At 60.8% G+C, this 18,549-nt stretch carries 18 protein-coding genes; 8 read left to right on the top strand and 10 right to left on the bottom strand.

Annotated features, from left to right (window positions below):
* Positions 1 to 3 precede the first annotated feature (3 nt).
* From rloB to pabB, 3 genes are all read left to right on the top strand, one after another.
* Complete coding sequence (gene rloB, locus AC3WJW_RS11880; protein ID WP_104449774.1) at positions 4 to 1,539, top strand: osmotic stress tolerance membrane protein RloB; 1,536 nt, start codon at positions 4 to 6, stop codon at positions 1,537 to 1,539.
* On the top strand, positions 1,539 to 2,525 hold the full coding sequence (locus AC3WJW_RS11875) for an alpha-L-glutamate ligase-like protein (RefSeq protein WP_493726124.1): 987 nt from the start codon (positions 1,539 to 1,541) through the stop codon (positions 2,523 to 2,525). Before rloB ends, AC3WJW_RS11875 begins: the two co-directional genes overlap by 1 nt.
* A 190-nt stretch (positions 2,526 to 2,715) precedes the next feature.
* Complete coding sequence (pabB, locus tag AC3WJW_RS11870; RefSeq protein ID WP_493726123.1) at positions 2,716 to 4,059, top strand: aminodeoxychorismate synthase component I; 1,344 nt, start codon at positions 2,716 to 2,718, stop codon at positions 4,057 to 4,059.
* A gap of 90 nt (positions 4,060 to 4,149) precedes the next feature.
* Here the strand turns inward: pabB and thrH are convergent, their stop codons facing one another.
* Positions 4,150 to 4,767 (bottom strand): bifunctional phosphoserine phosphatase/homoserine phosphotransferase ThrH, encoded by a 618-nt coding sequence (gene thrH / locus AC3WJW_RS11865; RefSeq protein WP_493726122.1) that lies wholly within the window; start codon positions 4,765 to 4,767, stop codon positions 4,150 to 4,152.
* A gap of 173 nt (positions 4,768 to 4,940) precedes the next feature.
* Here thrH and AC3WJW_RS11860 point away from each other — a divergent pair, with 173 nt between their 5' ends.
* The 3 genes from AC3WJW_RS11860 to AC3WJW_RS11850 all read left to right on the top strand — a co-directional run bounded on the left by AC3WJW_RS11860 (position 4,941) and on the right by AC3WJW_RS11850 (position 8,574).
* Positions 4,941 to 5,681, top strand: a complete 741-nt coding sequence (locus tag AC3WJW_RS11860) for a phosphoadenylyl-sulfate reductase (RefSeq protein WP_007971943.1) — start codon at positions 4,941 to 4,943, stop codon at positions 5,679 to 5,681.
* Between the two features lie 566 nt (positions 5,682 to 6,247).
* Positions 6,248 to 7,789, top strand: coding sequence for an NCS1 family nucleobase:cation symporter-1 (locus AC3WJW_RS11855; RefSeq protein WP_493726121.1), 1,542 nt, complete (start codon positions 6,248 to 6,250; stop codon positions 7,787 to 7,789).
* Positions 7,790 to 7,845: 56 nt separating this feature from the next.
* The gene (locus AC3WJW_RS11850) at positions 7,846 to 8,574 is read left to right on the top strand and encodes an aspartate/glutamate racemase family protein (RefSeq protein ID WP_007988885.1); all 729 of its coding nucleotides are present in this window, start codon (positions 7,846 to 7,848) and stop codon (positions 8,572 to 8,574) included.
* Positions 8,575 to 8,671: 97 nt separating this feature from the next.
* Here AC3WJW_RS11850 and AC3WJW_RS11845 read toward each other — a convergent pair whose 3' ends face one another.
* The gene (locus AC3WJW_RS11845; protein ID WP_493726120.1) at positions 8,672 to 9,595 is read right to left on the bottom strand and encodes a LysR family transcriptional regulator; all 924 of its coding nucleotides are present in this window, start codon (positions 9,593 to 9,595) and stop codon (positions 8,672 to 8,674) included.
* A 124-nt stretch (positions 9,596 to 9,719) separates the two neighbouring features.
* Between AC3WJW_RS11845 and AC3WJW_RS11840 the strand changes: the two genes are divergently transcribed.
* Entirely contained in the window at positions 9,720 to 10,466 is a 747-nt protein-coding gene (locus tag AC3WJW_RS11840; protein ID WP_493726119.1) for a 3-oxoacyl-ACP reductase family protein, read from the top strand.
* 141 nt (positions 10,467 to 10,607) lie between these two features.
* Here the strand turns inward: AC3WJW_RS11840 and AC3WJW_RS11835 are convergent, their stop codons facing one another.
* Positions 10,608 to 11,303, bottom strand: a complete 696-nt coding sequence (locus AC3WJW_RS11835; protein ID WP_493726118.1) for an HAD-IA family hydrolase — start codon at positions 11,301 to 11,303, stop codon at positions 10,608 to 10,610.
* Between the two features lie 247 nt (positions 11,304 to 11,550).
* On the opposite strand from AC3WJW_RS11835, the gene AC3WJW_RS11830 reads away from it, so the two are divergent.
* Positions 11,551 to 14,760, top strand: coding sequence for an RHS repeat-associated core domain-containing protein (locus AC3WJW_RS11830; RefSeq protein WP_493726117.1), 3,210 nt, complete (start codon positions 11,551 to 11,553; stop codon positions 14,758 to 14,760).
* Here the strand turns inward: AC3WJW_RS11830 and AC3WJW_RS11825 are convergent.
* The 7 genes from AC3WJW_RS11825 to AC3WJW_RS11795 all read right to left on the bottom strand — a co-directional run bounded on the left by AC3WJW_RS11825 (position 14,741) and on the right by AC3WJW_RS11795 (position 18,464).
* On the bottom strand, positions 14,741 to 14,965 hold the full coding sequence (locus AC3WJW_RS11825; protein WP_493726116.1) for a hypothetical protein: 225 nt from the start codon (positions 14,963 to 14,965) through the stop codon (positions 14,741 to 14,743). The two genes, AC3WJW_RS11830 and AC3WJW_RS11825, sit on opposite strands and share 20 nt — an antisense overlap.
* Positions 14,966 to 15,068: 103 nt before the next feature.
* Positions 15,069 to 15,251: a hypothetical protein gene (locus AC3WJW_RS11820; RefSeq protein WP_015096083.1), complete on the bottom strand. Its 183-nt coding sequence runs from the start codon at positions 15,249 to 15,251 to the stop codon at positions 15,069 to 15,071.
* 16 nt (positions 15,252 to 15,267) lie between these two features.
* Positions 15,268 to 15,735, bottom strand: coding sequence for a glycine zipper domain-containing protein (locus AC3WJW_RS11815; RefSeq protein ID WP_493726115.1), 468 nt, complete (start codon positions 15,733 to 15,735; stop codon positions 15,268 to 15,270).
* A 112-nt stretch (positions 15,736 to 15,847) separates the two neighbouring features.
* On the bottom strand, positions 15,848 to 16,216 hold the full coding sequence (locus tag AC3WJW_RS11810) for a hypothetical protein (RefSeq protein WP_015096085.1): 369 nt from the start codon (positions 16,214 to 16,216) through the stop codon (positions 15,848 to 15,850).
* A 311-nt stretch (positions 16,217 to 16,527) separates the two neighbouring features.
* Positions 16,528 to 16,716: a hypothetical protein gene (locus AC3WJW_RS11805; protein WP_033047548.1), complete on the bottom strand. Its 189-nt coding sequence runs from the start codon at positions 16,714 to 16,716 to the stop codon at positions 16,528 to 16,530.
* A 144-nt stretch (positions 16,717 to 16,860) separates the two neighbouring features.
* Positions 16,861 to 17,181 (bottom strand): YbjQ family protein, encoded by a 321-nt coding sequence (locus AC3WJW_RS11800; protein WP_493726114.1) that lies wholly within the window; start codon positions 17,179 to 17,181, stop codon positions 16,861 to 16,863.
* A complete protein-coding gene (locus AC3WJW_RS11795) occupies positions 17,178 to 18,464 on the bottom strand; it encodes a serine hydrolase domain-containing protein (protein WP_493726113.1) in 1,287 nt (428 codons plus the stop codon). Before AC3WJW_RS11795 ends, AC3WJW_RS11800 begins: the two co-directional genes overlap by 4 nt.
* Between the last annotated feature and the right edge of the window lie 85 nt (positions 18,465 to 18,549).

The raw sequence follows: 18,549 nt of genomic DNA, 5'->3' as shown, positions 1-18,549 counted from the left end.
CAAATGCGCTCTCTTACCCTTCATCTGAAACTGCTGATCGCCATCCTGGTGGTGCTGGGCATTTCAGTTACGGCCTATCAGATCTTCGTGCTGGGCATCCCAGTGACCGAAGACGCCACTGACGACCTGTGGAACATCGACGCCAAGGTCGAGTTCGTCGCCAGCGCCAAGGATCCGGTCAAGATCCAGATGTTTGTGCCACCGCTAAGCCGCGACTTCGTCAGCCTCAACGAGAGCTTCATCTCCAATAATTACGGGGTGGCCGTGAACCGGGTCGACGGCAACCGCAAGGTCACCTGGTCGGCACGCCGGGCCAAAGGCAATCAGACGCTGTACTACCGCCTGGTGCTGACCAAGCGTTATTCCGGCGAGAAGGCCAAGATCAAAGGCCCGACCTTTCGCGACAGCATCACCATCGAAGGCCCGGAAAAAATCGCCGCCGAGGCCCTGCTCGCACCGATTCGCCAGCACTCGGCCGACGTCGAAACCTTCGTCGGCGAAGCCATCAAGCGGGTCAACAACCTCAACGACGACAACGTGAAACTGTTGCTGGCCGGTGATCCATCCACCGCGCACAAGGCGAAAACCGTCGAGCTGCTGCTGTCCATCGCCCACGTACCGATCGAGAAGGTCCACACCATCCGCCTGGTGGCCGACCAGCCGCAAACACCGGAACTGTGGCTGCGCAGTTTCAATGGCACCGACTGGCTGTACTTCAACCCGGAAACCGGTGAGCAAGGGCTGCCGACCGACCGCCTGCTGTGGTGGACCGGCGACGAAAACCTGATCACCGTCGATGGTGGCAAGAAGGCCAACGTGACCTTCAGCCTGAACAACAGCGAAATGAACGCCATTCGCCTGGCCAAGCTGACCGACGAAAACACCGACGCCAACTTCCTCGAGTACTCGTTGTACGGCCTGCCGCTGCAAACCCAGCAGACCTTCATGATCATGGTGATGATCCCGATCGGCGTGCTGGTGATCCTGATCCTGCGCAACCTGATCGGCATCCAGACCCTCGGCACCTTCACCCCGGTACTGATCGCCCTGGCCTTCCGCGAAACCCAGCTCGGCTTCGGTATCGTGCTGTTTACCATCATCACGGCGCTGGGCCTGTCGCTGCGCTCCTATCTCGAACACCTGAAACTGCAGATGCTGCCGCGGCTGTCGGTGGTACTGACCTTCGTGGTGGTGCTGATCGCGGCCATCAGCCTGCTCAGCCATAAACTCGGCCTGGAACGCGGCTTGTCGGTGGCGCTGTTCCCGATGGTGATCCTGACCATGACCATCGAACGCCTGTCGATCACCTGGGAAGAGCGCGGCGGTGGCCATGCCATGAAAGTGGCCATCGGCACGCTGTTCGCCGCGTCCCTGGCGCACCTGATCATGAGCGTGCCGGAACTGGTGTACTTCGTGTTCACGTTCCCGGCGATCCTGCTGATCCTGGTGGGCTTCATGCTGGCCATGGGTCGTTATCGCGGCTACCGCCTGACCGAACTGGTGCGTTTCAAAGCCTTCCTGAAAAAGGCTGACGCCTGATGTTCGGCTTCTGGAAGACCTGGAAGGCCCTGGAAGCCCGGGGCATCATGGGGATCAATCGGCGCAACGCAGACTACGTGCTCAAGTACAACAAGCGCAGCCTGTACCCGATCGTCGATGACAAGATCCTCACCAAGGAGCGCGCTATCGCCGCGGGCATCCATGTGCCCGAGCTCTATGGCGTGATCTCCACCGAGAAGGAAATCGACAATCTCGAAGAGATCATCGGCGGTCGCAGTGACTTCGTGATCAAACCGGCCCAGGGCGCTGGCGGCGATGGCATCCTGGTCATCGCCGACCGCTTCGAAGGGCGTTATCGCACGGTGTCCGGCCGGATCATCAGCCATGAAGAAATCGAGCACCAGGTTTCCAGCATCCTGACCGGCCTGTATTCCCTGGGCGGTCACCGCGACCGGGCGCTGATCGAATACCGCGTGATTCCGGACCAGATCTTCAAGAGCATCAGCTACGAAGGCGTGCCGGACATCCGCATCATTGTCTTGATGGGTTACCCGGTGATGGCCATGTTGCGCCTGCCGACGCGCCAGTCCAACGGCAAGGCCAACCTGCACCAGGGCGCCATCGGCGTCGGCGTGGACCTGGCCACCGGCCTGACCCTGCGCGGCACCTGGCTGAACAACATCATCAACAAACACCCGGACACCACCAACGCGGTGGATGGCGTGCAACTGCCCTATTGGGACGGTTTCATGAAACTCGCCGCTGGCTGTTATGAGTTGTGCGGGCTGGGCTACATCGGTGTCGACATGGTCCTGGACCAGGAAAAAGGCCCGCTGATCCTTGAGCTCAACGCCCGGCCGGGGCTGAATATCCAGATTGCCAATGACTGCGGGCTGACGTTGCGTACTCATGCGGTGGAAGCACGGCTGGAAGACCTGAAGGCTCGTGGCACGACCGAAACGGTCGAAGAGCGCGTGGCGTTCGTGCAGGAGATGTTTGGGCATATTCCTGCGGTCGAGGGCTGAGGCCCTTCTCCTGTAGGAGCGAGCTTGCTCGCGATGGACCAGAGAGCGCCACGGGGTGTCAGGCTCCCAGCGTCATCGTTCACGTCCATCGCGAGCAAGCTCGCTCCTACACTACACATCCCCCTCTAGGAGCAATTCTCCGAGGGGACTACAATCGCCACCCCGCCTCGATGGCTGATCTCCCCCGCCCATGTTGACCTGCTCCGTACACCCGCTGCCCTATCGCGCCAACCCCGCCCACTACTTCGCGGCGATTCGCCATGCCCCCGGCGCCGTGCTGCTCGACAGCGGCCGCCCCAGCGCCGACCGCGGCCGCTATGACCTGCTCAGCGCCTGGCCGCTGGAACAATTGACGGTATCGCCCGACGAAAGTGGCGAGGCTTTCCTGCAACGCCTGCGCGATAACCTGACACGCCTCGGCGAAGCCTCCTTGCCGGCACCTTATGAGTTGCCGTTTGCCGGTGGGTTGATCGGCTACCTGAGTTACGACTTCGGCCGACATCTGGAGCGCCTGCCGAGCCAGGCCAGTGACGACCTGCATCTGCCCGACGCGCGTTTCGGCCTGTACGGCTGGGCATTGGTCAGCGATCACCTGGTGCTGACCAGCCAGTTGGTGTTCCACCCGACCCTGCCCGACAGCGAGCGTCAGCGCCTGATCGAGCTGTTCAGCCAACCGGCACCTGAAGTGGTCGCTCCCTTCAAACTGCTCACCCCGATGACCGCCGACTTGAGCGCTGACCAGTATCAACAGGCCATCGAGCGCATCCAGCAGTACATTCAGGCCGGTGACTGTTATCAGGTCAATTTCGCCCAACGGTTTCGCGCGCCCTGCCAGGGTGACTCGTGGGCCGCCTACTGCGCGTTGCGCGAAGCGTGCCCGACGCCCTTTTCCGGCTTCCAGAGCTTGCCTGACGGCAATGCCGTCCTCAGCCTGTCGCCGGAACGTTTCGTCAAAGTCAGCCAGCGCCATGTGGAAACCCGCCCGATCAAGGGCACTCGGCCCAGGGGCATTACGCCTGAGCAAGACGCCGCGAACGCCGCCGAACTGCTGGCCAGCCCCAAGGACCGCGCGGAAAACCTGATGATCGTCGACCTGCTGCGCAACGATCTCGGCCGGACCTGCCGCATCGGCTCGGTCCGGGTGCCGGAGCTGTTCAGCCTGGAAAGTTACCCGAACGTGCATCACCTGGTGAGCAGCGTCACCGGTGAACTGGCCGATGATCGCGACGCTCTGGACCTGATCGCCGGCAGCTTTCCCGGCGGTTCGATCACCGGCGCGCCAAAGATTCGCGCGATGCAGATCATCGACGAACTGGAGCCGACCCGACGCGGCCTGTATTGCGGTTCGTTACTGTACCTGGACGTGCGCGGCGAGATGGACAGCTCCATCGCCATCCGCAGTTTGCTGGTCAAGGATGGGCAGGTGTGTTGCTGGGGCGGCGGCGGGATAGTCGCGGATTCCGAGTGGCAGGCCGAATATCAGGAATCGATCACCAAGGTGAAGGTGTTGCTCGAGACCCTGCAAAACCTGTAGGAGCTGCCGAAGGCTGCGATCTTTTGATCTTGCCTTTAAAAAACAAAATCAAAAGATCGCAGCCTTCGGCAGCTCCTACAGGGATCGGGTTTACAGGCTCAAAGTGCGGTTCGAAGATTTGATGAACTCTTGTTTGAGCTCTTCAAACGTATGCACCGCCGGGAACTGCGGGAACTCGGCAATCACGTTATCCGGCGCATGGAACAGAATCCCGGCATCGGCCTCGCCCAGCATCGTGGTGTCGTTGTAGGAATCCCCTGCCGCGATCACCCGGTAGTAGAGGCTCTTGAAGGCCAGGACCGACTGACGCTTTGGATCCTTCTGACGCAGTTGATAGCCCGTAACTCGTCCGCTGTCGTCGGTAATCAGTCGATGGCAGAGCAAGGTGGGGAAGCCCAGTTGGCGCATCAACGGCTGGGAGAACTCATAGAAGGTGTCCGACAGGATTACCACCTGGAAGCGCTCGCGCAGCCAGTCGACGAACTCGATGGCGCCGTCCAGCGGCTTGAGCGTGGCGATCACTTCCTGAATGTCGGAGAGCTTCAGGCCGTGCTCGTCGAGAATCCGCAGGCGTTGCTTCATCAGCACGTCGTAGTCGGGAATGTCCCGGGTGGTGGCCCTGAGGGATTCGATCCCGGTTTTTTCGGCGAAGGCGATCCAGATTTCCGGGACCAGCACACCTTCAAGATCCAGACAGGCAATTTCCACAAGACACTCCCATTTGTATTGTTTATTGAGTCGAGCGAGCAAAAAGATTGCCGAACTCTAGCGACTCGGGCCTGCCTGCGCAACGCAGAGGATGCCCCGGCCCATGCAGCTTTTTGTTACCATCGGCCCCATATAGAGCGCCCAGCGCCACCGACCTGTAGGAAGCCGCCCTGATGAGCCCAACGTTCGACGTCGTGGAACTCGCCACGACCTATGCCAACAAATCCGCCCAGGACATCCTGAAACTCGCGTTTGCCGAGTTCGGCGATGACCTGTGGATATCTTTCAGCGGTGCCGAGGACGTGGTGCTGGTGGACATGGCCTGGAAGCTGAACAAGAACGTCAAGGTGTTCAGCCTCGACACCGGCCGCTTGCACCCCGAGACCTACCGCTTCATCGATCAGGTGCGCGAGCACTACAAGATCGACATCGAACTGGTGTCGCCGGACTACACCAAACTCGAACCCTTCGTGAAGGAAAAAGGCCTGTTCAGCTTCTACAAGGACGGCCATGGCGAATGCTGCGGCATCCGCAAGATCGAACCGCTGCGCCGCAAGCTGTCTGGCGTGAAAGCCTGGGCCACCGGCCAGCGTCGGGACCAGAGCCCCGGCACCCGCAGCGCCGTCGCGGTGATGGAAATCGACACCGCGTTCTCCACCCCGGAACGTACCCTGTACAAGTTCAACCCGCTGGCGCAAATGACCAGCGAAGAAATCTGGGGTTACATCCGCATGCTGGAACTGCCTTACAACAGCCTGCACGAACGCGGTTTCATCAGCATCGGCTGCGAACCCTGCACCCGCCCGGTACTGCCGAACCAGCATGAGCGCGAAGGCCGCTGGTGGTGGGAAGAAGCGACGCAGAAGGAATGCGGGTTGCACGCGGGGAACATCATCAGCAAGTCCAAAGCGTAAGCCCACTGTAGGAGCGAGCCTGCTCGCGATGGTCGTCAACGATAACGCGGGGTGCCTGATACCCCGCTGCGTTCTCGGGTTCATCGCGAGCAGGCTCGCTCCTACAGTGCTATCTGCAGCCTCAAAAAATGTGTACACACGATTGTCACCATAGGTGCCATTTGTGTGTGCACTTTTAGTTTCTGCGCCCCAAAAAGTTACATTCCTGCCTCAGCCGTGCGCAGCCAGGCCCTCCTGAATCCCCCATTCAAAATAAATACCTGTTCAATCGGTCAATTTATATTGTCATTTTTTCAATGGCTTGGCGAAAAGCCATAACAAAACGAAATGAACAGCGCCGTTCATAGAACGCTCGGCTGGCATGGATCTGGCTTAAGTGCATACATGTTTTGTATACAATCACTTCAAAACATACACACACTTTAGATCCGCAAGCCTGAAGCGCCCTATCCCGTACAGGCTGCAGATGCCCCGTAACCAATGATATTCGCCACCCGCGACGAAGATTTGTCGAGCCAAGGCTCATGCACAGTCATCGCGGCGTCGAGCATCAGGAGCCTGCCGGAATGCGTACTAGTCTCTCCAATAACAATATCGCGCTGGATCTACCCTCCCCCCATTCCACCCACACCGCCGACAATCCGGCACATCACTCCCCCGTGGTGCTCAGTCCCCGACTGCACAACAAGGACCTGGCGCCGACCAAGGCCGAAGGCCGGCGCTGGGGCCGCTACAGCATCTTTGCCTTGTGGACCAACGACGTTCACAACATTGCCAACTACTCCTTTGCCATCGGCCTGTATGCCCTGGGCCTGGGCGGTTGGCAGATCCTGTTGTCCCTGGGGATCGGAGCGGCGCTGGTGTATTGCTTCATGAACCTGTCCGGCTACATGGGACAAAAGACCGGGGTTCCGTTTCCGGTCATCAGCCGGATCAGTTTCGGCATTCACGGAGCGCAGATTCCCGCGTTGATCCGCGCCGTGATCGCCATCGCCTGGTTCGGCATTCAGACGTACCTCGCGTCCGTCGTCTTTCGCGTGCTGTTGACGGCGATCCATCCCGGGTTCGCCGACTACGACCACGACTCGATCCTCGGTCTGTCGACCCTGGGATGGGTGTGTTTCGTCGCGATCTGGTTCGTGCAACTGGCGATCCTGGCCTATGGCATGGAGATGGTGCGGCGCTACGAGGCGTTTGCCGGCCCGGTGATTCTGCTGACCGTCGCCGCCCTCGCCGCGTGGATGTACTTCCAGGCCAACGCGACCATTGCCTGGTCGATCCGAGAGCCGCTGACCGGTGGCGAGATGTGGCGCAATATCTTTGCCGGTGGCGCACTGTGGCTGGCGATCTACGGCACCTTGATCCTCAATTTCTGCGATTTCGCCCGCTCTTCACCGTGCCGCAAGACCATCAAGGTCGGAAATTTCTGGGGCTTGCCGGTGAATATCCTGGTGTTTGCCGGCATCACTGTCCTGCTGTGCGGTGCGCAATTCCAGATCAACGGCCGGATCATCGAAAGCCCGACCGAAATCATCGCCTCGATCCCCAACACCTTCTTCCTGGTACTCGGTTGCCTCGCGTTCCTGATCGTCACCGTGGCGGTGAACATCATGGCCAACTTCGTCGCCCCGGCGTTCGTCCTCAGTAACCTGGCGCCGAAGTACCTGACATTCCGTCGCGCCGGACTGATCAGCGCGACCATCGCCGTGCTGATCCTGCCGTGGAACCTCTACAACAGCCCGCTGGTGATCGTGTACTTCCTGTCCGGCCTCGGTGCCCTGCTCGGCCCGTTGTACGGCGTGATCATGGTCGACTACTGGCTGGTACGAAAAGGCCAGGTCAACGTGCCGCAGTTGTACAGCGAAGACCCCAACGGCCCTTATTACTACAGCCGGGGGGTCAATTTGCGCGCGGTGGCGGCGTTCATTCCCGCTGCCCTGATCGCCATCGTCCTGGCCCTGGTGCCGGGGTTCCACAGCGTGTCGCCGTTCTCCTGGCTGATTGGTGCCGGCATCGCCGGAATGCTCTACCTGATCATCGCAAAGCGCCAAGCGCACTACGCCGATGTCAGCGGCGAAGCCATCGCGGTCGAAAACGTCAGCCATTAACTCCATGGCGGCCCGGCACAGTCGGGCCGCAGAACCATCCGCAATAAGGACTCCCCATGCGCATTCTCGTGGTCAACGTCAACACCACCGAATCCATCACCCAGGCCATCGCCCGCTCGGCACAGGCCGTCGCATCGCCCGGCACGGAAATCGTCGGCCTCACCCCGCACTTCGGCGCCGACTCCATCGAGGGCAACTTCGAAAGTTACCTGGCGGCCATCGCGGTCATGGACCGGGTGATGTCCTATGACCAGCCGTTCGACGCGGTGATCCAGGCCGGCTACGGCGAACACGGTCGTGAAGGCTTGCAGGAACTGCTCAACGTGCCGGTGGTGGACATCACCGATGCCGCCGCCAGCACGGCGATGTTTCTCGGTCACGCCTATTCCGTAGTCACCACCCTCGACCGCACCGTGCCGCTGATCGAAGACCGCCTCAAGCTCTCCGGCCTGTGGGATCGTTGCGCCTCGGTACGGGCCAGTGGTCTGGCGGTGCTGGAGCTGGAACATGAACCGCAACGCGCACTGGAAGCCATCGTGCATCAGGCCGAACTGGCAGTGACCCAGGACAAGGCCGAAGTGATTTGCCTCGGTTGCGGTGGCATGGCCGGGCTGGACGAGCAGATTCGCCGGCGTACCGGGGTACCGGTGGTGGATGGGGTGACGGCGGCGGTGACCATTGCCGAATCGCTGGTGCGGCTGGGGTTGTCGACCTCGAAGGTGCGGACCTATGCGACGCCACGGCCGAAAAACATCATTGGCTGGCCGGGGCGGTTTGCCCGGTAGACCGCGGCGCCCCCTTCGCGAGCAGGCTCGCTCCCACACAGATCCAATGTGGGAGCGAGCCTGCTCGCGATGGCCGCCCCTCGGTTTCAAGACTTGCTCAAACCGCACTAAACCTCTGCCCCAGCCCCCGCTCGGCAAACTGCTCGATGATGAAATCGACAAACGCCCGGGTCTTGCCGGGCAGCAGTTTATGTTCGGCGTAATAGATGGAGGTGTAGCCGTCGTCGATGTACCAGTCCGGCAACACCCGCTGCAACCTGCCCACCTCAAGGAAACCCGAGGCGAACGGCATACTCACCAGCGCAATGCCCAGACCTTGTGCGGCGGCGACGCAGGCGGCCTCGGAATCGCTCATGGTCATCCGCGCCTTGAGCGTCAACGGGCTGTGTTGCTGATTGCGATGGGTCAACTGCCAGGAGCGCACGCGACCGGTTTGCGGCGAGCGGATCAGGATCCCGTCGTGGTGCTTGAGGTCGTCCGGCTCGGTGATTGATGCATGTGCCTCCAGGTAATCCGGCGAAGCCACCAATACCCGATGCGCCGGACTCAGCTTGCGCGCGACTACGCCCTGGGGCAATTCGAAGCCGCCGCCGATGGCCGCGTCGAACCCCTGCCCGATCAGATCGACCTGGCGGTTGTCGAAGTGCCAGTCCGGGTTGATTGCCGGGAATCGCCGCAGAAACTCGCCGAGCATCGGCACTATGTACAGGCAACCGAATACCGTCCCCATGCTGACCTTCAATGTACCCGCTGGCTGCCCACCGGCGCTGGCGAGGTTGGCCACGGCATTCTGGATGGTGTGCAGGCTGGTGCTGACTTCGCCGAGAAACAACTGACCGGCCTCGGTCAGCGTCAGGCTGCGCGTGCTGCGCTGAAACAATCTGACGCCCAGGCGCGCCTCAAGCTTGGCAACGCTCTTGCCCACCGCCGCCGGTGTCAGGCTCAAGCGTCGCGCCGCTTCGGCGAAGCTGCCGACCTCGGCGCTGCGCACAAAGCATTCGATACTGCTGAAGGTTTCCATAGGCGCCACTATAAACTTTTGGTTTACACAGACTATCGCAATTAGGGTCTACACAGCTCGTAATCCTGAATCGATACTAGCCTCCATCAACCGGGACATCTCGCCTCGGGACTTGGAGATCGACATGACTACTCAGAACCTCAGCGGCAAAGTGGCATTGATTCAAGGTGGTTCCCGCGGTATCGGTGCAGCCATCGTCAAGCGCCTGGCCGCTGAAGGCGCGACCGTTGCCTTCACTTATGTCAGCTCGACAGCCAAGGCTGAAGAGTTGCAACACAGCATCACCGCTACAGGCGGCAAAGCCCTGGCCATCAAGGCCGACAGCGCTGACGCCGACGCGATCCGCGGCGCCGTGTCCGCCACGGTGGAGGCCTTCGGTCGCCTGGATATCCTGGTCAACAATGCAGGCGTACTGGCTGTCGCACCGCTGGCCGAGTTCAAACTCGAAGACTTCGACCAGACCCTGGCCATCAACGTACGTAGCGTGTTCATTGCCACCCAGGCCGCCGCCAAACACATGACTGAAGGCGGTCGCATCATCAACATCGGCAGCACCAACGCCGACCGCATGCCCTTTGCCGGTGGCGGCCCGTACGCCATGAGCAAATCGGCGCTGGTCGGCCTGACCAAAGGCCTGGCCCGTGACCTCGGCCCGCAAGGCATCACCATCAACAACGTGCAGCCGGGTCCGGTCGACACCGACATGAACCCGGCCGAGGGTGACTTTGCGGAGAGCCTGATCCCGCTGATGGCCGTGGGCCGTTACGGCAAGGCCGAAGAGATCGCCAGCTTCGTCGCCTACCTCGTCAGCCCGGAAGCCGGCTACATCACCGGGGCCAGCCTGACCATCGACGGCGGCTTCGGCGCCTGATGCATATCTGTCAACTGCAATAACTGTGGGAGCGAGCCTGCTCGCGAAGAGGGAGTATCAGACACGTTGATGTTGTCTGAAACACCGCTTTCGCGAGCAGGCTCGCTCCCACATTTGCCAGAGTCATCCCCGTCTTTTCAGCTAGGCCCGCTCAAGCGCTGGCAAACCAAAAGCGCCCGGCTCGAACGCCTTCAACGTACGTAGAATGCCATCGGCGTGTGCGTACCTGGCGTCGGCCATTGCCGCATCCGGAATCGCGATCGCCGTCATCCCCGCCGCTTTCGCCGCGGTGACACCAAAGGGCGAATCCTCGAATACCAGGCAATCCTCGGGCGCGACGCCCAGACGCCGCGCCGCCGTCAGGAAGATATCCGGTGCCGGTTTGGCCGCCCCCACCTCGGGATCATCGGCGGTGACGATGAAGTCGAACAGGGTGAACCAGTCGCGGTGCAGGGTGGTTTTCTGGCCGAACGACTGGCTCGAAGAACTGGTACCCACGGCAATGGGGATGTTGTTGGCCTTCAGATGCCGTACCAGTTCCTGTGCGCCAGGCATCGCCTGCGCTGTAGGAAAACGCTCGCGCATCAGCGGCTCGCGGATCACCAGAAACTCTTCGGCGGTAATCGGCAGGTCGAGCGCTTCAACCACATAGCGCGCCAGATCCCCTGCACCCCGGCCAATGATGTTCTGCTTGATGCTCCAGTCGAACGTTCGGCCGTAACGCGCGGCTATGATGGACGTGACTTCGGTGTAGATGCCCTCTGTGTCCAGCAGCAAGCCGTCCATATCGAAAATCACGGCCTTGATCGGGCCGAATGTTTTCAGCGGTGCATTCATCGCATCTGATCCGTTTTCCAAGGCATCCCGGGCGGCGCAGGTGAGGCCCGCACCCGAATGGATTAAAGGATTCAGCAGCATAACGAGCGCGGCCGTCTCAGAGCAACGAGGAAATCCCGATCCACGCCGAATGGCTCTCGTGATTTAGCGATTCGCCCTACATCAAACGCCAACTTTCCCGACTTCTTTCCTTGAAGATCCTCCGCAGAGTCTCACGTCCTACATTCCGCCAAGCGAAAGTCTGCAGATGTTCGATCCCCAAAAGGTATTGGCCTGTCACGCCAGCGGTCCCCTGACACAAGTGCACAGGTTCGCCGCCTGTATCGATAGCATCGAGCGCACCGCCCCCCGCAACGGCCCGGTGTCGATGGTCACCGGTGAAGTATCGCTGGCCCTCACGGACGGCACCCTCGACGGGATCTTGCCGTTCGACTTCACCCGCCTCTATCGCACCCGTGCCGTCGAACTCGACAGCGGGCTCGGTTTCGGCTGGCGGCACTCGCTGTGCCAGCATCTGGAATTCCACGGCGAGCAAGTGCTGTGGATCGACGCCGAAAACCACCGCACGGCATTTCCATGGCCGACGACGGCGCGCCCGTTGATCCGTAACAGACTGTCACGGGCGGCGATTTACCTCGGCGAAGAACCGGGCGAACTGATCCTCGCCCAGGCCGGCGACGCGGGGCGTTTTTTTCATTTCCGCGATGGCCGACTGACCGTGATCAGCGACGCCTACGACAACCGCCTGACGGTACAGCGGGACGGCCTTGAGCGGATCCAGCGCCTGGACAACGGCGCTGACCGTGCCTTGCTGTTGCGTTATGACCTCAAGCACCTGGTGGCCGTCGACTATCAGGTGTTTCAGCGCTGCGGGCCCGAGGCGCACACCTGGCGCACCGAACAGACACTGGCCAGCTACCGCTACGACGCCCGCCAGCGTCTGGGCGAGGTGACCAACGCGGCGGGTGAAAGCGAGCGTTATGACTACGACGAGCAGCACGTGATCCTGCAACGGCAACTGGCGGGCGGCGCGAGTTTCTTCTGGGCGTGGGAACGCTCCGGCAAGACCGCCCGCTGCGTCCATCATTGGGCCTCGTTTGCGCAGATGGAGGCGCGTTACGTCTGGGACGATCAAGGCACCGTGACGGTGAACAACGCCGACGGCAGCCAGGAGGTTTACGTTCATGACCCATACGCGCGATTGGTGCGCCAGATCGGACTGGACGGCGGCGAGCAACACAAGGCCTACGACAATCTGGGCCGGCTTATCTTCGAGCAGGACGCCCTCGGCGCCGTCACCCAATACCATTATGACGAGGCCGGTCGACTGATCACGCTGCTTGCGCCGGATGAGGCGGCCACGTCCTACAAGTATCGCTACGGTTTCCTGCACGCCCGCACCCGCGGTCGGGCGACGTGGAGTTACCAGCGCAATGCCCAGGGAGACATCACTGTCGTCACCGATCCCGACGGACAGATCACCCAGTATTGCTACGACTCGCTGGGGCGCTTGCTGACGATCCGGTTTCCAGACCAGAGCATTCAACGGTTTGCCTGGAACGCCCTGGGACAATTGCTGGAAGAAACCTTGCCCGATGGTTCTCAGCGCATGTTTTCCTACGATGCGTTGGGGCGGAGGATTACCGGGCAGGACGAACACGGTGCCATCACCCGTTATGAGTGGGACGCCGTCGGTCGACTGAGCCGGACCACGCTGCCCATGGGGGCCTGCCGTGCCTGGCGCTACAATGCCTACGGCCGGATCACCGCGGAGACCGACGAACTGGGACGGGTAACCCGTTACGAATACGCCGACGACCTGCACGTGATCAGTCGTCGGATCAACCCCGACGGCAGCGCGCTGAAGTACCGCTACGACCATGCGCAATTGTTGCTGACCGAGATCGAAAACGAGGTGGGCGACACTTACCGCCTGGACTACACCCCGGGAGGACTGATCCGACAGGAAACAGCCTTCGATGGACGTTGTACCACCTACAGCTACGACCTCAATGGCCAATTGCTGATGAAAACCGAGTTTGGCGACGACGGTTCGCAACGGGTTACCGGCTATCAGCGTGACAGCGCCGGGCGGTTACGGGTCAAAACCTTATCCGATGGGGTCCGGCTCGAGTACCGCTACGACACGCTCGGGCGACTGGTCAGCGTCGATGACGACCGGGATTCTCCGTTGCGGTTCGAATACGATCTTCAGGACCGACTGATCACCGAGCATCAGGGCTGGGGCACCCTGCGTTACGACTACGACGTCTGCGGTCGGCTCAAGTGCCTGCGCCTGCCGGACGCCTGTATCCTCGTCTACCACCACGCCAAGGGAGGCGCCCTCACGGCCATCGACCTCAACGGCACACCCCTGACCCGCCATCGTTTTGTCGGCGGGCGCGAACAGCAGCGCCAACAGGGCCTTCTGCTCAGCGAATACGCCTACGACGAGCAGGGCCGTTTGCAGGCCCATGTGATCAACCAAAAACAACGACCGCTGTACCGCCGCGAGTATGCCTATAGCGCCAAGGGAAACCTCTTGAAGGTTACCGACAGCCGCCACGGTTCACGCCGCTATCAATACGATGCGCTCGATCGCCTGACTGATGTACGTCACGCCCGCGACCAGTCCGCAGAGCACTTCACCCACGACCCGGCGGGTAACCTGCTGATCCACGAGCGTCCCGGCCCCTGTGTTTTCCAGGGCAACCGCCTGCAGCGCAGTGACGACAGCTACTATGACTACGACGCCTTCGGCAATCTGATCCGCGAACGCCGCGGCCTGCCGCCCCAGGTTACCGAATACACCTACGACAGCCAGCACCGCCTGATCGGCGTCAGCCCTCCGGACGGTAAAAATGTCAGCTATCGCTACGACGCTTTTGGCCGGCGCATCCGGAAAACGGTTGACGGCTACACCACGCAATACTTCTGGCAAGACGATCGGCTGATCGCCGAAAGCGGCCCCCGGCACTACCGCAGCTACGTCTACGAACGCAGTGAACCCGGTGAACCCGGTAGCTTCCACCCGCTGGCGCTGCTCGACGGCAAAGGCCGGGCACACGCCTGCCCTTACTACTATCAACTCGACCACCTCGGCACCCCGCAGGAACTGACCGGGCACGGCGGTGCGATCGTCTGGTCGGCCAAATACACCGCCCACGGCAAACTCCGTGAGTCGAGCCGCGAACGGCTCGAACAACCCTTACGGTTTCAGGGGCAATACTTCGACGCTGAGAGTGGCCTGCACTACAACCGGCATCGCTATTACGATCCGGACTTCGGTCGTTTCCTGACACCGGATCCGCTCAGGCCGGGCGGTGGGTTGAACCCGTATCGGTTCACCCGCAACCCGACGGGGTGGGTGGATCCGCTGGGATCGGGCGACCCCCTCGGCTCGATTCGCTCAGGAAGCATTAAGGACCCGGATGCCCTCACCGCCGCTTCGAAGTAGCCGGCTCTCCCGAGCCATCGGTATCTGCATCGCGTCGATCGTGCGGATCTGCCTCGAGATTCTCGTCGCTCTCGTCGCCCGGCACTTGCTCCACGCCAGCATCGTCGTCCGGCGGTCGTTGGTCGCGGCTCAAGGAATCGGTAGGTGACGGCAGCGGATATTCCGGAGTTTCATCATCGTCGAAGGCCTTTGGATCAGTGTTCATATCGCACCTCTCATCTGACCTCAAGCGCAGGTCATGACATATCGAGGACTGCACGATGGACGCGTTCGACCAGGTAGACGATCGGTTGATTCGGCAACAGGATTCAGTCTTCGTCCTCTTCCTCATCATCAAACTCGATATTCCCCACATCGCCTGCGTCATCAGCATCGTTAAGTGGCACCGTCGCATCATCCATCAGCGATCCCGGATCTTCATTGCCGGGATCGTTGATGGATGGCTGTCCGCTTGGGTCTTTGTCTTCCGTGCCTTCGGATTCCAGCGTCATGGTTTGCCTCACTCAATCAGTGATGCTTTTTGTGGTGCTTGTTCGAGTGTTTATGTCCGCCACCGGAATGGGAATGGCCACTGTCATCCCCCAGATCATTGCCGATCGCACCGCCGGCTGCACCGCCAAGACCGGCACCGATGGCCGATCCGGTCGAACCGCCAAGACTGTTGCCGACCACCGATCCGCCCGCCGCACCCAAACCACCGCCTACCGCCGCTTCGGTGCGATTGTGCTTGGGCGCGGCAACAGCACTGCCGGCCGCTCCGCCGACACCCGCACCAATCGCTGCGCCAGTACTGCCACCCACCTGGCCGCCGACCACGTTGCCCAGCACCCCACCAAGACCGCCGCCCACCGCAGCATCTCCATTACCGCCTGCCAGCGCCACCTGGGAGAGCAGCAATCCAAAAACAATCGCAGGCAACATCAATCGTCGAGTCATCGGGCTTGCGTTCTGTTTGCCGTCGGTTTTGGAGTTCATGGCGCGCCTCGCATTCTTCAGGGGTATGGAAGATTTGAGCCGCTGCGGCGGGAATCGTTCATATATGAAAAAGCCCGGCATACGGCCGGGCTTTTTCAAATCTGGATCAGCATCAGTGACGCTTGTGACCGTTGGCCAGGTTGCTGCCTACGCCGCCGCCCAAGGCACCGCCCAGGCCTGCGCCGATGGTGGCACCGGACTTGCCACCCAGGCTTTTACCAATCACCGAACCACCGGCTGCGCCGACACCGCCACCGATGGCAGCGCTGGTGCGATGACCTTTTTTGGCGGCAACTGCGCTACCCGCCGCGCCAGCAACGCCCGCACCGATCACTGCGCCAGTGCTGCCGCCCATCTTCTGGCCGACCACGTTACCCAATGCGCCGCCCAAGCCACCACCCAGCGCGGCAGTACCGTCACCGGCCATTGCACCTTGAGCAACCAGAAGCCCCAGAACCAGAGCAGGCAGTGTTAAACGCATGACAAAAACCTCAAAAAATAGGGGTACACAAAAAGGGGGCGAGATTGAATGCTTTTGCGCGGATAGAGTCCAGCACGCCGGTCCAACTTCGCGATTGGCGACGGTTGGACAGCTATTTTGGAAAAGGTTTTACGACAGGCAAAAAAAAGCCCGCTGGGGAAACGGGCCAGGTGTTGCTTTCTAACGGATGAGTCGAGACTACGGAGGTTGTTGTGAAAAGTTTGTGAAAGATCTCCACTTTAAAAAACCCGTCACAAAACCCTTTCAGCCATGAAAAACCCCGTTCAATGACGGGGTCTGCCTGCGTTCGCCTACTTCCTGACCGGTGCTGTCACCTTGGGCAGGAACTTGCCCTTCAGGACCCGGCACGCCCTGGTCTTGATCTTGTCGACCTCTGTCTGGTCTTCGCCGAAACTGGCCACATACTGGGTCTGGCCACACTGCACGCAATTGTTGATCGGAAACTCTGCGCCATCGTCCTCGATATACGGATCAGCCATCTCTTCACCCCTTTCAAAGAGCGGGATCGACACCGGCAAGCCCTTTGCCTGAAAAATATCGACCGCCAAGGTTTTTCAGACTAGCCGGTCACTAATGGACTTTCCGTTCGAATTTCCATGTGACCGACGAATGGCTGCGATCCCTCATCGCAACTTGACCGCTGTCCCGGTCACAAACACCACGACCATTCCGCCCTTGCCGGCCGGCATGCTGATCTCATAGTCAAGCCCCACCACCGCGTCCGCCTGAAGCGCCTGCGCCCGCTCCTTGATCTCATCGGTGGCCTGAATGCGTGCTTCCTTCAACGCTCGCTCCAGCGTCTGGGAGCGCCCGCCGAAAATGTCGCGCATCCCGGCGAACACGTCACGAACAACGTTGATCCCTTGCACTGACTCGGCGCTGACGATGTCCAGGTAGGCGGTAATTTGCCGGCCTTCAATGGAGTGGGTTGTGGTGGTGATCATTGCTGTTTATTCCTTTTCAGATATTCAGCCAGCGCATCAAACGCCGGCAATGTCACGGGATCATTGGCCGAGTTACTGGCCACCGGGTGTGATGCGTAACGGACGATGACCATCTCGGCCTTCGGGTCGACATAGATACGTTGCCCGTGAACCCCGCGCGCCATGAACGCCCCGCCCTCCTTGTCCGTCACCCACCACATCGACCGGTAACTCCAGTCTTTGAGCAATGTGTACCCCGCCCTGGCAAAAGCCTGTTTATCAGCGCCGGCACGGATATCGTCAATCACGGCCTCAGGCACGATCTGCTGACCATTGAACCGACCGCCGTTACGCAACATCTCGCCAAACCGCGCCAAATCCCGCAACCCCGTATTCAGGCCACCACCGGCGAACGGCGTGCCGATGGAGTCCACGGTGAAATAGGCGTCCTGTTCGGCGCCCAATCGGCTCCATATTTGCTCCGACAGCAGTTGCGCCACATTGCGTCCGGTGGCACGGGCAATGACCCAGCCCAGCACATCGGTGTTGACGGTTTTGTAGGCAAACGCCTTGCCGTGCTCGCCTTGTGGTTGCACCGTCTGCAGAAACTCGTAGTAACTGCGAGGGCCGTCATAACCCTTGGGTTTTGGCAACGGGCTGCCTGCCCTGGCATGGGCCCAGACCTCGGCATCCGGGTCCGCGTAGTCCTCGCTGTATTTGAGGCCCGTCGTCATGTCGAGCACCTGCCGTACCGTGGCGCTAGCAAACGCGGAGTCCTTCAACTCCGGTACATATTCGTCAACCCGTTTACCAGCGTCGATACGTCCCTGCGCCACCAACATGGCGCCCAGCGTGCCGACCACAGACTTGGTCACCGACATCGCGGCGTGTTGACCGTCCGCCTTCAACACACCGAAATAACGCTCGTAGACGACCCTCCCGCGGTGCATCACCACAATGCCATCGGTGTAGGTAGCCGCCAGGGATTGCTCCCAGGTCATAGGCAGCTGGGCATCAAGGGGGACGAAACTGATCGTGTCGATGTCGTCGCGCAACGTGGATACCAAGGGAACAGGCGAACCAAGCCCACGCGAAACATTGATCGTCGGCATCAGTTGCCGGAAATTCGAGACACTCCAGCGCATTGCCGGAAACCGGAAATAGCTGCCGTCTTCAAAACGCACAGTGCGATCAGCGGGAGGTGGAGACCCGACCATCCAGCCCAGCCTGGCGGGGTCGCTGGCTTCGGCGTCGGGAAAGGTTGCAGGAGCGGAAGCGAGGGCCAGTGATGACAGGGCGACCATCCACACAGTCACTATGAACCTGGCGGTACCACGAAAACTGGCGCGAGGAGGGAGCATGATGTCGATTCCATTCGAAGAATCCAGA

The sequence above is a fragment of the Pseudomonas sp. GW821-FHT07G06 genome (genome assembly GCF_058986625.1).
The sequence above is the reverse complement of the archived record's forward strand: the minus strand, read 5'-3'. Positions and strand labels throughout refer to the sequence as shown.

What these genes read in the sequence shown, in the direction of transcription:
- rloB (WP_104449774.1), top strand. Translation starts at nt 4, where the DNA reads ATGCGCTCTCTTACCCTTCATCTGAAACTGCTGATCGCCATCCTGGTG.
- AC3WJW_RS11875 (WP_493726124.1), top strand. Translation starts at nt 1,539, where the DNA reads ATGTTCGGCTTCTGGAAGACCTGGAAGGCCCTGGAAGCCCGGGGCATC.
- pabB (WP_493726123.1), top strand. Translation starts at nt 2,716, where the DNA reads ATGTTGACCTGCTCCGTACACCCGCTGCCCTATCGCGCCAACCCCGCC.
- AC3WJW_RS11860 (WP_007971943.1), top strand. Translation starts at nt 4,941, where the DNA reads ATGAGCCCAACGTTCGACGTCGTGGAACTCGCCACGACCTATGCCAAC.
- AC3WJW_RS11855 (WP_493726121.1), top strand. Translation starts at nt 6,248, where the DNA reads ATGCGTACTAGTCTCTCCAATAACAATATCGCGCTGGATCTACCCTCC.
- AC3WJW_RS11850 (WP_007988885.1), top strand. Translation starts at nt 7,846, where the DNA reads ATGCGCATTCTCGTGGTCAACGTCAACACCACCGAATCCATCACCCAG.
- AC3WJW_RS11845 (WP_493726120.1), bottom strand. Translation starts at nt 9,595, where the DNA reads ATGGAAACCTTCAGCAGTATCGAATGCTTTGTGCGCAGCGCCGAGGTC.
- AC3WJW_RS11840 (WP_493726119.1), top strand. Translation starts at nt 9,720, where the DNA reads ATGACTACTCAGAACCTCAGCGGCAAAGTGGCATTGATTCAAGGTGGT.
- AC3WJW_RS11835 (WP_493726118.1), bottom strand. Translation starts at nt 11,303, where the DNA reads ATGAATGCACCGCTGAAAACATTCGGCCCGATCAAGGCCGTGATTTTC.
- AC3WJW_RS11830 (WP_493726117.1), top strand. Translation starts at nt 11,551, where the DNA reads ATGTTCGATCCCCAAAAGGTATTGGCCTGTCACGCCAGCGGTCCCCTG.
- AC3WJW_RS11825 (WP_493726116.1), bottom strand. Translation starts at nt 14,965, where the DNA reads ATGAACACTGATCCAAAGGCCTTCGACGATGATGAAACTCCGGAATAT.
- AC3WJW_RS11820 (WP_015096083.1), bottom strand. Translation starts at nt 15,251, where the DNA reads ATGACGCTGGAATCCGAAGGCACGGAAGACAAAGACCCAAGCGGACAG.
- AC3WJW_RS11815 (WP_493726115.1), bottom strand. Translation starts at nt 15,735, where the DNA reads ATGAACTCCAAAACCGACGGCAAACAGAACGCAAGCCCGATGACTCGA.
- AC3WJW_RS11810 (WP_015096085.1), bottom strand. Translation starts at nt 16,216, where the DNA reads ATGCGTTTAACACTGCCTGCTCTGGTTCTGGGGCTTCTGGTTGCTCAA.
- AC3WJW_RS11805 (WP_033047548.1), bottom strand. Translation starts at nt 16,716, where the DNA reads ATGGCTGATCCGTATATCGAGGACGATGGCGCAGAGTTTCCGATCAAC.
- AC3WJW_RS11800 (WP_493726114.1), bottom strand. Translation starts at nt 17,181, where the DNA reads ATGATCACCACCACAACCCACTCCATTGAAGGCCGGCAAATTACCGCC.
- AC3WJW_RS11795 (WP_493726113.1), bottom strand. Translation starts at nt 18,464, where the DNA reads ATGGTCGCCCTGTCATCACTGGCCCTCGCTTCCGCTCCTGCAACCTTT.